Origin of the sequence: Streptosporangium amethystogenes, assembly GCF_000721075.1 — a bacterium.
In the GTDB taxonomy this organism is placed as follows: domain Bacteria; phylum Actinomycetota; class Actinomycetes; order Streptosporangiales; family Streptosporangiaceae; genus Streptosporangium; species Streptosporangium amethystogenes.
The window spans coordinates 75,697-87,255 of the sequence record NZ_JOEQ01000003.1; the positions used below are offsets into that span (position 1 = coordinate 75,697).

Annotated in this window: 16 protein-coding genes; 9 read left to right on the plus strand and 7 right to left on the minus strand. The window is 66.5% G+C overall.

Annotated elements, in window-relative coordinates:
* Nucleotide 1: 1 nt before the first annotated feature.
* From rfbB to rfbA, 3 genes are all read right to left on the minus strand, one after another.
* Nucleotides 2–940, minus strand: coding sequence for a dTDP-glucose 4,6-dehydratase (gene rfbB / locus IG98_RS0103555; protein WP_030905305.1), 939 nt, complete (start codon nt 938–940; stop codon nt 2–4).
* A gap of 95 nt (nt 941–1,035) precedes the next feature.
* Complete coding sequence (locus tag IG98_RS0103560) at nt 1,036–1,263, minus strand: hypothetical protein (RefSeq protein ID WP_030905307.1); 228 nt, start codon at nt 1,261–1,263, stop codon at nt 1,036–1,038.
* A gap of 79 nt (nt 1,264–1,342) precedes the next feature.
* A complete protein-coding gene (gene rfbA, locus IG98_RS0103565) occupies nt 1,343–2,215 on the minus strand; it encodes a glucose-1-phosphate thymidylyltransferase RfbA (RefSeq protein WP_030905310.1) in 873 nt (290 codons plus the stop codon).
* A gap of 788 nt (nt 2,216–3,003) precedes the next feature.
* On the opposite strand from rfbA, the gene IG98_RS0103570 reads away from it, so the two are divergent.
* Nucleotides 3,004–3,687, plus strand: coding sequence for a hypothetical protein (locus tag IG98_RS0103570; RefSeq protein WP_157594131.1), 684 nt, complete (start codon nt 3,004–3,006; stop codon nt 3,685–3,687).
* Between the two features lie 203 nt (nt 3,688–3,890).
* Nucleotides 3,891–4,199, plus strand: coding sequence for a hypothetical protein (locus tag IG98_RS0103575; RefSeq protein WP_169750058.1), 309 nt, complete (start codon nt 3,891–3,893; stop codon nt 4,197–4,199).
* Here IG98_RS0103575 and IG98_RS0103580 read toward each other — a convergent pair.
* Nucleotides 4,189–4,599, minus strand: coding sequence for a nuclear transport factor 2 family protein (locus tag IG98_RS0103580; RefSeq protein ID WP_030905318.1), 411 nt, complete (start codon nt 4,597–4,599; stop codon nt 4,189–4,191). The genes IG98_RS0103575 and IG98_RS0103580 overlap by 11 nt on opposite strands.
* 234 nt (nt 4,600–4,833) lie before the next feature.
* Between IG98_RS0103580 and IG98_RS0103585 the strand changes: the two genes are divergently transcribed.
* The 3 genes from IG98_RS0103585 to IG98_RS0103595 all read left to right on the plus strand — a co-directional run bounded on the left by IG98_RS0103585 (nt 4,834) and on the right by IG98_RS0103595 (nt 7,667).
* A complete protein-coding gene (locus tag IG98_RS0103585; RefSeq protein ID WP_030905321.1) occupies nt 4,834–5,418 on the plus strand; it encodes a TetR/AcrR family transcriptional regulator in 585 nt (194 codons plus the stop codon).
* A 153-nt stretch (nt 5,419–5,571) separates the two neighbouring features.
* Nucleotides 5,572–6,399, plus strand: coding sequence for an aldehyde dehydrogenase family protein (locus IG98_RS54725; RefSeq protein WP_425427983.1), 828 nt, complete (start codon nt 5,572–5,574; stop codon nt 6,397–6,399).
* Nucleotides 6,400–6,443: 44 nt separating this feature from the next.
* Nucleotides 6,444–7,667 (plus strand): MFS transporter, encoded by a 1,224-nt coding sequence (locus tag IG98_RS0103595; protein ID WP_281178422.1) that lies wholly within the window; start codon nt 6,444–6,446, stop codon nt 7,665–7,667.
* 67 nt (nt 7,668–7,734) lie between these two features.
* On the opposite strand, the gene IG98_RS0103600 is transcribed toward IG98_RS0103595, so the two are convergent.
* The 3 genes from IG98_RS0103600 to IG98_RS0103610 form a co-directional block, all read right to left on the minus strand.
* Nucleotides 7,735–7,968 (minus strand): hypothetical protein, encoded by a 234-nt coding sequence (locus tag IG98_RS0103600; RefSeq protein WP_030905327.1) that lies wholly within the window; start codon nt 7,966–7,968, stop codon nt 7,735–7,737.
* A gap of 131 nt (nt 7,969–8,099) precedes the next feature.
* Nucleotides 8,100–8,420 (minus strand): hypothetical protein, encoded by a 321-nt coding sequence (locus IG98_RS0103605; protein WP_030905330.1) that lies wholly within the window; start codon nt 8,418–8,420, stop codon nt 8,100–8,102.
* Entirely contained in the window at nt 8,417–8,773 is a 357-nt protein-coding gene (locus IG98_RS0103610) for a hypothetical protein (protein WP_030905334.1), read from the minus strand. Before IG98_RS0103610 ends, IG98_RS0103605 begins: the two co-directional genes overlap by 4 nt.
* Nucleotides 8,774–8,987: 214 nt before the next feature.
* Here IG98_RS0103610 and IG98_RS50100 point away from each other — a divergent pair, with 214 nt between their 5' ends.
* The 4 genes from IG98_RS50100 to IG98_RS0103625 all read left to right on the plus strand — a co-directional run bounded on the left by IG98_RS50100 (nt 8,988) and on the right by IG98_RS0103625 (nt 11,536).
* Entirely contained in the window at nt 8,988–9,128 is a 141-nt protein-coding gene (locus IG98_RS50100) for a hypothetical protein (protein ID WP_157594132.1), read from the plus strand.
* A 593-nt stretch (nt 9,129–9,721) separates the two neighbouring features.
* Nucleotides 9,722–10,582: a helix-turn-helix domain-containing protein gene (locus tag IG98_RS0103615; RefSeq protein ID WP_051751475.1), complete on the plus strand. Its 861-nt coding sequence runs from the start codon at nt 9,722–9,724 to the stop codon at nt 10,580–10,582.
* Nucleotides 10,569–10,769 carry a DUF397 domain-containing protein gene (locus IG98_RS0103620; protein ID WP_030905340.1) on the plus strand — a complete coding sequence of 67 codons (201 nt, stop codon included), beginning with the start codon at nt 10,569–10,571 and terminating at the stop codon, nt 10,767–10,769. The genes IG98_RS0103615 and IG98_RS0103620 overlap by 14 nt, the downstream gene beginning before the upstream one ends.
* A gap of 230 nt (nt 10,770–10,999) precedes the next feature.
* On the plus strand, nt 11,000–11,536 hold the full coding sequence (locus tag IG98_RS0103625; RefSeq protein ID WP_030905342.1) for a hypothetical protein: 537 nt from the start codon (nt 11,000–11,002) through the stop codon (nt 11,534–11,536).
* The last annotated feature ends 23 nt before the right edge of the window (nt 11,537–11,559 follow it).

The following is an 11,559-nucleotide window of genomic DNA, read 5'->3' on the forward strand; positions in this document are numbered from 1 at the left end:
CTCAGCCGGCGGCGCGCTTGGACTTCCACCAGGAGGGGTTGTCGGCGTACCAGCGGACGGTCTCCGCCAGGCCGTCCTCGAACGCGGTCAGCGGCCGGTAGCCGAGAGCGCGCAGCTTCGCGTCGTCGAGCGAGTAGCGGCGGTCGTGCCCCTTGCGGTCGGTCACCCGCTCGACCATGGTCCAGTCGGCCTCCAGCGCGTCCAGCAGCCGCTGGGTGAGTTCCAGGTTGGTCAGCTCGGCGGTGCCGGCGATGTGGTAGACCTCGCCGGGTTCGCCCTGTTCGGCGACCAGGCGGATGCCCCGGCAGTGGTCGTCGACGTGGATCCAGTCGCGGATGTTGCCGCCGTCGCCGTACAGCGGAACCCTCCTGCCCTCCAGCAGGTTGGTGACGAAGAGCGGGATGACCTTCTCCGGGAACTGGTACGGCCCGTAGTTGTTGCCGCACCGGGTGATCGATACCGGCAGCCCGTGCGTGATCGCGTAGGCACGGGCGATCATGTCGCCGCCCGCCTTGGCCGCCGCGTACGGCGAGCGCGGGCGGAGGGGGGCGTCCTCGTCCCAGGAGCCCGTCTCGATCGACCCGTACACCTCGTCCGTCGAGACCTGGACGACCCTCGGCGTACCCGCGTCCAGGCAGGCCTGCATCAGCGTCTGGGTGCCGAGCACGTTGGTGCGGACGAACTCGCCGGCCCCCTCGATCGACCGGTCGACGTGTGACTCGGCCGCGAAGTTGATCACGACGTCATGGCCGGGGACCACCCGGCTGAGCAGTTCGGCGTCGCAGATGTCGCCCTGGACGAGGTCGTGCGGCGCCCCCTCCAGGTTGGCCAGGTCCGCGGCGTACGTGAGCCGGTCGAGCACGGTGATCCGGGCGTCCCGGGTGGTGCGCACGAAATGGGACCCGATGAACCCGGCACCGCCGGTGACGAGGATTCTCATGGGCGAGACACACCTTTCTGTCTGGGTAGGGCGCAGGCGGTACGCGCTACCGGGCCAGACACCATTCCAGCACTGCCATGGCGCTGTGGAGCTTGTTACACGCCTGTTCGAAGGCGGTTCTCCCGCAGCCGCCGCCAGCACCGGCTCGGACCCGTGCTCCCCGAGGTGTGAAAATCGACGGTCGGCGGCAGGGTGCCGAGCACCAGTTCCGCTGGATCGCGGTCGGCGAGGTCCCAGCGCACCTGCCAGGCCCTGTCGGTCATCGTCGGCGCGGTGAATTCAAGGGAAAGCAATTCAGCCGGGCTCAGCTCGGCATAATCCATGGCCACTCCTTTGCCCCGGGCACGCGGAAAGAGAGACGAAAGAATCGGATTTGCTGTCCCGCTGGCGGGACAGCACCGCTCAGCCGAGCGACTGGGCGATTTCCATGAGGTACTGGCCGTATTCCGAATTCTTCATCCCGGCGCCGAGCCGGTGACAGGCGTCCGCGTCGATGTATCCCATGCGCACCGCGATCTCCTCCAGGCAGGCCACCCGTACGCCCTGACGTTTCTCGATGACCTGCACGTACTGGCTCGCGGCCAGAATCGAGTCGTGCGTGCCGGCGTCGAGCCAGGTGAAACCCCGCCCGAGCCGGACCAGGTGGGCCCGCCCCTGCTTCAGGTACGTCTGGTTGACGTCCGTGATCTCCAACTCACCGCGCGGCGAGGGCGCCGGATCCCGGGCGATCTCCACGACGTCGTTGTCGTAGAAGTAGAGCCCGGTGATCGCGTCGTTCGAGCGCGGACGGAGCGGCTTCTCCTCGATCGACACCAGCGCACCGCTGCCGTCGACCTCTCCGATGCCGTACCGCTCCGGGTCCGACACCGGGTATCCGAACATCGTGCAACCGTTCAACCTGGTACGACAGGCCCGCAGGATCCGCGGGAAGCCCGCGCCGTGGAAGACGTTGTCGCCCAGGATGAGCGCCGTCTGGTCGTTGCCGATGTAGTCCGCGCCGATGATGAACGCCTCGGCGATTCCTCGCGGTTCCGCCTGCTCGGCGTAGGAGATGTCGAGCCCCAGATGCGACCCGTCGCCCAGCAGGTTGCGCAGCGCGGGAAGGCTCTCCGGCGTTGAGATCACCAGAATGTCCCGCATGCCGGCCAGCATGAGCACGGAAAGCGGGTAATAAACCATTGGCTTGTCATAGATGGCCAGCAGCTGCTTGGACGTAGCCAATGTCAGGGGGTACATACGCGTACCGCTACCGCCGGCTAGAACGATTCCCTTCATCACCCGTCCTCTCCTCGATTTCGGGATGAATGCAGCGCAAGAGTAATCAGAGTTTCGCCCGCCGGCCAAGCACCCGGCCCAGTCGTATCCCTTCCCAGAAAATAGCGATGCCTTTTATCGTGTTGACGGGTTCACTGTCAACCACATCGTTCCGGAAATCCGCGGACCGGCGGCGACAGCCGCATCCGATTCACACAAGGGATTTCCCGCAAGAGATGAGAAGACGTCACGAACCCGCTCCGCGCGCTCGTCCGACTCGGACCCGATGTGCTCATACACCACCTCCGTGGACGCAACCGCCGGAGGAGTCAAGCGGTCAGGCAGAAAACAAGAGTGCGACAAGGCCAGCGGGTCTATGCGGGCGCCGGGGTCGGATGGGGGCATGGCCAGGTTTCTGGCAGGTCTCCAGCGCCGGGATATCCACAAGCTAATTTCAAGCTAATAGCAAGATCGACGGAGCAGGGTGGTGGCGCACGTCGGCCTGCTGGAGCTGTATAAAACCGCACCCGACGTCTCATCCGTCCGCGCACTCGAAGGGGAGCACATCACTTCCTCTGACCGACCTGGTCGAAGCCGTCACATCCACTCCGGAAAAGAGCATCTGAGCCCTATCCGCCCATCGGTTGATCCGGTTGCCGACCGACTCGGGAAGGCACCGCGTCGCCCCGGATGTCGCAGCCCGGGGCGACCCGACCGGGCCCGGCCCCCTACAGAAGACGTCGCGCGGGACCACGCGGGCCGGTGCCCTGTGCTGCTCGCGATGATGAACCGAACATGAAGGAAGACGTATGCCTGTCCTCAGCCCCGTATGTATGTCCCGCGATCGGGGAGTTCTCTCCGCGGGGAGGGGCGCCGCCCACCCCCCGGACCCGGCGGTGCGGACCGCCCGCCGCGCCAACGGTACGGCAGCCGCGGCGGTGGCGATGCTCGCCGTCTGCCTGCTCTCGGCGTGCGCGTCCGGCGGCTCCGCGGCACCGTCTTCCCCTCTGGGTGGGCACTGGCTGGTGAAACCGCTGCCGCAGCGGACGGCGGGCCTTCGCCTCGACGCCATGTGGCCGTCCGCCACGCGGGAGGAACTGCTGTCCAACCGACCCTCCATCGGCGGTGCTCCCGTCTACGACGCGGTGGATGCCCGCTACGAGGAGACCGAGAAGGCCAAGGGCCGCAAATGGACCAGGCTCCTCACATTCACCGGATATGACGCAAGGGTCGTCACCGACCAGTGGCGACCGGCCGTGGACGACATCCTCAGCACCTTTCAGGCGGTCGGCACACCGGGCGAAGACTTCGAGATCCCCACGGGTCCGTTCGGCGGCTACGCCCGCTGTACCGAAACCCTGCTCCTGGACTCCGCATCGGGCATGTGTGTCTGGGCCGACGACGGCACGGTCGGAATCGTGTACGGCCCGAACTTCAACGCCGCCGAACTCAGGGATCTCCTCCCCGCCTTCCGCGCCGACGTCGAACGCTGAGCGTCGGTGAGGACAGGCTCGCCGACCGGCGGAGTCGCGTGGTGGCCTGTGGATGTAGGACACCGGACGGCGGTGCCCCGCCGAGCACCTCGGCGGGGCACCATTTTTTGCCACTCGCCGAGCAGGCCATACCAGTTCAGCCGCCGGCGGTCCTCAGCCTGCGATCGGTCGGCAGCCCTGGCGTCGAGCACATCCCGCTGACGATGCCCGAGATCCGTCGTTTGCCGGCCGCGCTCGTTCTTGCCCGGCCCCGCGAGATCGAGCACGTCCTGGCCTGGTCCAGATTCCGGCAAGCCCACCAAACCCGCACTCTGATCATCACTACCGCCAACGAGGTGACCCGCTACCACGCGATCTACCAAGAAGTATCGGTTCCCCGCGGCTACGGTGTTGACCACGCCCTGCCCGGCGACCTTGAGGTCGTAGTCCCACAGGGCGCCGCTTTGGTTGTGGACCCGGTAGTGGCCGCTCAACGTGACCTTGCCTGCCGGACAGCTGACCTCAATTGGTGAAGGCGACGCTGATCGCGTGGCTGTCCTCGTGCATGTGGTAGCCGCTGATCCTGGCATCGGTGACGGTGAAGTGCAGGGCGAAGTCGTTGGTGAACGCCTTGCCGGTGGACAGCACGCCGAAGCGGCTGCGTCCGGTCACCACGGCGTGGTCACCGTCGAGGATGGTGGCGTTGACGGTGAACTCGTCGGCCGGGGTGAGCTCCGTGCCGAGCAGGGTGAAGAACTCGGCGATCTCGTCCCTGGTGGAGCGGGTCCCGGTCCAGGGAACGTTCGGCGCGCCGGGGACGGAGAAGTCCACGCGGTCGGCGAACAGGTCGAGGAGGCCGGGCAGGTCCCCGCTGCCGAAGCGGGCGAAGAAGGCGTCGACGATCTCGCGGGTGGTCTCGGGCGTCACGGTCATGTCTCTGTGCCGATCTCTCGTGTCTCTGGGGGTGGAAGGCAGGTCGGCCGGAGGCTCAGAGGTCTCCGGTCCATGTGTGATCAGCCGGATTCCGGTGGTGCGAATCCCGGCGGGCCCGGGTTTCACGCCGATGCCAGGGCCGGAATGGAGCACATCTCCAACTGAACAGTTGGAGTTTGGCATGTGCGCCGCCAAATGTCCAACTCTCTGGTTGGAATCTTGTAGGCTGCCTCCATGGCCTGGGACACCGCCAAGACCAAGCAGCTCCTCCTCGACGCCGCCGTCCAGGAGTTCGCCGAGCACGGCCCCCAAGGCGCGCGGGTCGACCGCGTCGCCGCACGGGCCGGGGCGAACAAGGAGCGCATCTACCAGTACTTCGGCAACAAGGAACGGTTGTTCGCCGCGGTGCTCGAGGCCGAGTTGGCCAAGGTGGCCGCCGCCGTGCCGCTCAGCGCCGATCAGGGTGCCGACCTCGGCGAGTACGCGGGACGGGTCTTCGACTACCACTGCGCCCACCCGCACTTCCTGCGCCTGCTGGCCTGGGAAGGGCTGCAGGACGGCCAGGTCCCGGTGGCGGCCGAGGACGAACGCACCACCCACTACGCCGACAAGGTCGCAGCCTTGGCCAGGGCCCAGGCGTCCGGGGCGATCGGCGACGACCTCGATCCCGCGTACCTGTCCTACGCCGTGTTCGCACTGACCACCTGGTGGTTCTCGGCTCCCCAGATCGTGCGCATGCTCATGGCCGGGGTCGCCGATGACAGCACCCGGTCGAGGCGCGAGGCGCTGGTCCACATGGTCCGCCGCCTGGCCGGCTGACCGCCGAGTCGAGGACGGTGTGGCCTTTGACCCGGCCTCACTCAGGACGGTGCCAGTACGCCAAGACGACGAGCGTCACGGGCTCCGGCTCTCCATGGCCTCGAACCTGAAACAGCCGCTGCCGCTGGTCTTCCAGCCGGGCTGATCCAAACGCTGGTCGGGGGCCCGGACCTGGTTCACAACCTCATCGAGTCGCCCGGACTCGGCCACGTCTCGTTCACCGGCACTGCCCAGGCAGGTGCCGAGGTCGCCGCGGCGGCGGGCAAGCGGCTCCTTTCAATCGCGGCCGAGGTCGGAGGTGGGGTCGTCGGCGTCGTTCACCGGTCGGCGGATCTCAGCCGCGCCACCCTGTTAACCGCCTTTTCCGCCATGGCGGCGGCTGGGCAATCCTGCAGCGCCACTTACGCGGTCTTTGTGGAAGAGGTAGTGCTCGAGGAGTTCGTACAGCACCTGAGAACGGCCGTGCGTCAGATGAAAGTCGGGACTCCCCAACGAGCATCGACGCTCGTCGGCCCGCTAATCAATGTGAACGCCCTCGAAAGAGCGGAATCTGCGATTCGAGCAGCGGTCGCCCGTGGCGCGAAACTCTTGGAAGGCGGATTCCTGCCCGCGTCCAGAAGGACCGGCCATCACCTCAGTCCGACCCTTTTACTGTGGTCAGACACCATCACGCCGCCGTCCCAGCCGTACGCGCCCGTTCTCCGTGTAATACCGATACGCCAGGTCGGCTCGATCCCATGGCCGGACGGCCTTCTTGGGGTCTCCTGGTGGGCGGCGGAGCATGTATCCTTCGGCACCGACGCAAGATCCGTCTGGTTGAACGACGCCCCCGCCTTCGACCCCCGCCTCCCCTTCGGCAACCCGCGCACTCCGGGGGAAGAACTTGGCCGGGAGGCGTTTCTCCGGGCGTCGTCCACCCAGGCCGTCTGGTCGGAACAAACCTCGGTGCCCAGTACCGACGAAGAGAATCCGCCTTCATGAAGACGACCGCGAAGAAGGCAACTCTTACCTCGTGAAAGGCGATCGTGAAGAATAGGCTCGCAGTTCTCCGGGTGCCGAACTTCCGCCGGTTCTTCGCCGCGCAGGGCGCCTCGATCGTGGGGGACGAGATCATCATCACCGCGCTCGCCTTCGCGGTGCTCGCCCTGTCGGATTCCCCTGCCGCCCTTGGCCTGGTGCTGGCCGCCCGAACCGTCCCGATGATCGTATTCATGCTGGTCGGCGGGGTGCTGGGCGACCGACTGCCCCGCAACGTCGTCATGATGACCTCGGACCTTGTGCGTTTCGCGAGCCAGGCCGTCATGGCGATCCTGCTCGTCTGGGGAGTCGCTGAGATCTGGCATCTCGTCCTCCTCCAGGTCGTCCACGGCCTGGCCTCAGCGGCGTTCGCCCCTGCCATCGCGGGAATGGTCCGCGACACGGTTGAGCCGGAACGGCTTCAGGAGGCGAACGCCCTGCTGAGCCTGCTGAAATCCACCGCCAAAATCGCCGGACCGGCGCTCGGCGGCCTGTTGGTCCTGATCTTCAGCCCGGGATGGGCCATCGCCCTGGACTCCGTGACGTTCCTCGTGAGCGCCTTGTTTCTGTGGCGGATCCGGCTTCCGGTGATGAGATCCCGCTTCCGAGCCGGGAACATCTGGAGCGACGTCGTCGCAGGTTGGCAGAGCTTCTGGGCCGTTTCGTGGATCTGGTCGATCGTCTGCGTGGTCTCCGTCATCAATATGCTGCAGGCGGCGTTCAATGTCCTCGGGCCCGTCATTTCCCAGAATGTTCTCGGCGGCTCCGTCGCCTGGGGAATCATTCTGAGCGCCTTCGGCGGCGGCTCGGTGATCGGCGGCTTCGTCTCGATGATGTGGCGTCCGCAATTCCCGTTGCGTACGGCGCTTCTGTGCCTGGCCCTGTTCCCGCTGCCCGTTCTCGCGCTCGGCGCCTTCCCGTCCACAGCGGCCATCGCCGCTGCCGCCGCAGTTGCAGGTATCGGCCTCATGGTCTTCAACACTCTGTGGGACACCACCATCCAGACCCGTGTCGACGCCACCATGTTGTCGCGGATCAGCTCCTACGAATGGACGGGCTCCATGGGGTTCCGCTCCCTAGGCCTGGGCCTGGTGGGCTGGCTCGCTGCATCCCAGGGCACCGAGGTCGTCGCGCTGGCCTCAGGCCTGGGTCAACTCCTGCTTATCGGTACGCTTTTCCTCTCCGCACAGATCAGAACCATGCCGAGAACGCAGCCCGTACTCACGGAGTAACGAGCCTCCCCTAGCAGGGGGTTTGCCACCTGACTGACCCACGACGGGCCGTACTCGTCGCGCCGGTTCAGGGGGCGGTACGGGTGCGGCGGGCGAGTTCCCTCTGGTCGGCCAGTGCGACGCCGAGCCGTTCGGGGCAGCCGCGTTGGAGGAAGTGCTTGGCGCCGGCCTTGGTCTCCTGGGTGGTGAGGGGGCGGTAGCGCCTCGCTATCCAGCGGCCGAGGACGGTGTCGTGGTCGATGTACCAGCCGGGGAAGGTCTGACGCAGTACGGCGAGCGGGTCCTGTTTCGGGGGGTTCATCGCGGGGACTCCTGTCTGGATGACGCGGGCGGGCCGGGTGGGCGGCCCGCCCGCGTCACGCACCGCGTCTCACCCTCACGCGGTACGTCTTCGACGGCACGGCAGCCCTGGATCGGGACCGCCGTGCCCGTTCAGAAGTGGCCGATAGTGGCCGAGCCGGAGGTGAGTGCCCAGCGGTGCAGCAGCGCGGTCGTCTCGGCCTCGCGCATCTGGGCCTTCAGTCCCTCGACAGTCCGGTCGCACAGGAGCACCGGCTCGGGGGTGGGCCAAGTGGCGAAGGCGTGGAACAGACGGCTGCCGGTGCCGTACAACACGGACCAGCCTGGCCAGGTGATCTCCAGCATCGCGGCCTCGGCACGGGCCTCGTGGTCCCAGGTGTACTGCGGGACCTGGGCGACGGCCTGGCCGTCGCGGTGACGCCCCCGGGCGGCGGCCAGGCAGCGGCGGATCATGAGACCACCCGCCCGGCCTGCTCCCGCTCCGGCGTCTCCTGCTCCCGCTCCTCCGAGGCAGGAGCCTCCCGCGGCTCCTGTTCGCGGGCTGCCTGCTCCTCCGCCTCGCGGGCGAAGGTCTCCTGCCGGTCGGTCTCGGCGCGCAATGCCTCCAGGGTGTCGCCGTCGACGGTTCGTTCGGCCCCGGCGTGGGTGGCCACCTTGGAGAAGGGCCGCTCCCGGCTGGCCCACAGCCGCCCGGCATCGCTGAGGATCAACCGCCAGCCGGGAATCGTCGTCTTGGGAATCGTCGTCTTGGGAATCGTCGTCTTGGGGCTGGTGGGCTCCAGGTGGGTGGAACTACCATCTCTCACTGGTTGGACCTCGATCCGATCAAGGGCCCGTCCGGTCGTTTCCAGCGGTGGGCGGGCCTGCTTCATGAAGCGGGGAAGGATCTGGAGGGGTTCGCCGTACCGGCCTGGTGGCCGGTACGAAGACGGGGTGACCGCCGAGCGGTTCGGTGCGCAGGTGGTTCTTCGCCCGAGGCGGGGCGTGGGGTGGCGCCCACATCCGAGCCGGGACACTCTGGTGGGAGCGGACCCCGACGCCGGACGCGGACGACAGGGCACCCGCCGAGACGACGACGCCGGTACGGACGGCTCGACGGCCGGGCTCCGCTCGGGTATCGCTGGAATCCCCTCGGCCGGGGCCGACCCGGAACGCCGCTGAACGGACACCGGCGCGACCATCTCGGCGGCTCGCTGAGCGGGGATCATCCCGGCCGGGGCCGCTGGGGCGGGCGGCTCGAAGCACGGCAGGGAACGGTCTCCGGTACGACAGACCCGCAGCCGGACGTCCAGCAGGTCGCCGGAGGGCTGGACGTACTCGTGATCGGCGGGCCGATCGGGGCAGCCGTGCGCGTAGGGGGCGTGCCCGCAGGTGGCACAGCCCATCGGCATCGGCGGCACCTCAGCGAAGCAGCCGCAGCCGCCGACGAACGGGGGGTGGTCTGCACCGTCCCGCAGATCGGATCGTTCGTCAGCCCGGCGAGGACACCCACTGAGAAGAAGGACTGAGTCCGTCACGACTTTCTTGGACAGGTGGAACCGTTGCACAGAAGGGTCCGCAAGTGTCATGTCATCCTCACCCTGAGTTAACAAACCGGGCCGCAGGCAACCAGCGATGGCGGCGGTGTCACACGAGCACCCCCGCCCGACCATCACTCTTAGTAGTTAAATGACTCCTTGCAGTGTGGCGTGCAAGTTACATGATCACAAGCGCCTTGTATAAATTTGCTCGGCGTACGACCACACTGATCAGGCATGCTTGTCGGCATGGCTTCTGCGAGTCCCACCGTTCGACACCGTCGCCTCGGCCGTGAGCTGCGAAGACTCCGCGAGAAGGCGAACCTCACTCTGGAAGAGGTGGCCACTCCGCTTCACTGGTCCACGGCCAAGCTAAGCCGCATCGAGAACGCCCGGACCATGCCCAGCGGCACGGACGTTGCCGACCTCTGCGATCTATACGCCGTGGACCCGCCAACGAAGGCCGGGCTGATCCAACTCGGTCAGGAGGCCTGTCAACGTGGCTGGTGGACCGCCTACAGTGATGTGTTCGCCGGAGCCTACGTCGGCCTGGAATCCGAGGCGACCACCATCCACACCTGGGAGCCACTCTTGGTGCCGGGCATCCTCCAGAACGAGGAGTACGCCCGTGAGATCATCCACGCTGTACACCCAGAACTCGCCAGCACTGAGCTGGACCGGCGCGTGGATGCCCGGATGGCTAGGAAGATCAACCTTCTCGGCGCACGCGCGCCAAGGCTGCACGCTCTCATCGACGTCTGTGCCTTGCGCCGCCCCGTAGGGTCACCTGGTGTTATGGCCCGCCAACTCGATGACATTCTTCAACTCGCAGACCGGCCCAATATTGCGATTCAGGTCCTACCACTCCAGGTCGGGGCACACCCGGGCCTTGAGGGTGCTTTCTCTCTGCTGTCATTCGACGATGAAGATCTGGACGCAGGCTACATCGGGTGTCTGGGAGGAGAGATCTATGTGGAGGCGCCGGACCAAGTGCGAAATCTTAAACTGTCGTTTGAACGTCTTGCCCGCGTTTGCCTGCCCCCCGAGGAGTCCGCAGCGGTCATCGCTGCGGTGAGGAGTGACCATGATCTCCCCTGATCTATCTGCTGCCGAGTTCCACAAGTCCAGCCGTAGCGGTGGTGGCGACAACTGCGTGGAGGTAGCCATGAACCTTCCGGGCCTCGTCGCCGTCCGCGACAGCAAGGACCCATCCGGCCCCGCGCTCACCTTCTCCCCCACAGCCTGGAACAACTTCCTGACCGGCATCCGCAGCGAAGAAGTCTGACCCGGCCAGGAGTGCCGCACGACCGGAACCGTCCGGAAGGCCGTCTGGCCGTGCGGCCACACAAGCCCTCCTCGTGATCGTGTGCCAGGAAACAACGCAGCAGCCAGGACCTTCGTCCCCGCAACTCATGGGTGCCCTGAACTCGAAACCAAGACGAATTCAAACCGAACCCAAGAGAGATTCAAACGGCCGAGACGACGATCATGCGTATGAACCTTGGGAAAAGCCTGTTGCGGATCGCCATGGGGATGGCCCTCACGCTACCGCTCGTCGCCTCAACTCCCGCCTCTGCCGCCTCCACGGAGGCCGCCCCCTACACCCGGATCACCATAAACAAGATCATCGCATGGCGAACGCTGTCGAACAACGGCGACGTGATCTTCGTCAAGATCTCCGGCCCCGGGATAATGCCGCTTCTCGACATGACCTACCGTGTCTGGCCGGCGGCAGGTGGTAGCCGGTTCACGGCTTCGGGTAGGTGCGACAGTTTCGACGGGACTCCGTGCCCACCGGGTACCCGCGACGAGTCGGGCACGTTGACCTCCACTCCGTACAAGCCGGTGTTCACCGCCAAAGGCGGCGTGGCCACCATCAACATCCGCCGCGACAACGAATACGCCTCCGATGACGACCTCTTCATCCAATCCTTCCATCTCAATCCGCTGACCCAGGAGAGCCGCTACACCCTGCGGCCGAACGCCGGCAGGACCGACACCTCCGACTACCAGGTCGACATGACGCTGACACCTAGCTCGTCGCCGTTCTGACCCACCCGAAAACCTCAGCCTCC

What these genes read in the sequence shown, in the direction of transcription:
- rfbB (WP_030905305.1), bottom strand. Translation starts at nt 940, where the DNA reads ATGAGAATCCTCGTCACCGGCGGTGCCGGGTTCATCGGGTCCCATTTC.
- IG98_RS0103560 (WP_030905307.1), bottom strand. Translation starts at nt 1,263, where the DNA reads ATGGATTATGCCGAGCTGAGCCCGGCTGAATTGCTTTCCCTTGAATTC.
- rfbA (WP_030905310.1), bottom strand. Translation starts at nt 2,215, where the DNA reads ATGAAGGGAATCGTTCTAGCCGGCGGTAGCGGTACGCGTATGTACCCC.
- IG98_RS0103570 (WP_157594131.1), top strand. Translation starts at nt 3,004, where the DNA reads ATGCCTGTCCTCAGCCCCGTATGTATGTCCCGCGATCGGGGAGTTCTC.
- IG98_RS0103575 (WP_169750058.1), top strand. Translation starts at nt 3,891, where the DNA reads ATGCCCGAGATCCGTCGTTTGCCGGCCGCGCTCGTTCTTGCCCGGCCC.
- IG98_RS0103580 (WP_030905318.1), bottom strand. Translation starts at nt 4,599, where the DNA reads ATGACCGTGACGCCCGAGACCACCCGCGAGATCGTCGACGCCTTCTTC.
- IG98_RS0103585 (WP_030905321.1), top strand. Translation starts at nt 4,834, where the DNA reads ATGGCCTGGGACACCGCCAAGACCAAGCAGCTCCTCCTCGACGCCGCC.
- IG98_RS0103600 (WP_030905327.1), bottom strand. Translation starts at nt 7,968, where the DNA reads ATGAACCCCCCGAAACAGGACCCGCTCGCCGTACTGCGTCAGACCTTC.
- IG98_RS0103605 (WP_030905330.1), bottom strand. Translation starts at nt 8,420, where the DNA reads ATGATCCGCCGCTGCCTGGCCGCCGCCCGGGGGCGTCACCGCGACGGC.
- IG98_RS0103615 (WP_051751475.1), top strand. Translation starts at nt 9,722, where the DNA reads ATGCTTGTCGGCATGGCTTCTGCGAGTCCCACCGTTCGACACCGTCGC.
- IG98_RS0103620 (WP_030905340.1), top strand. Translation starts at nt 10,569, where the DNA reads ATGATCTCCCCTGATCTATCTGCTGCCGAGTTCCACAAGTCCAGCCGT.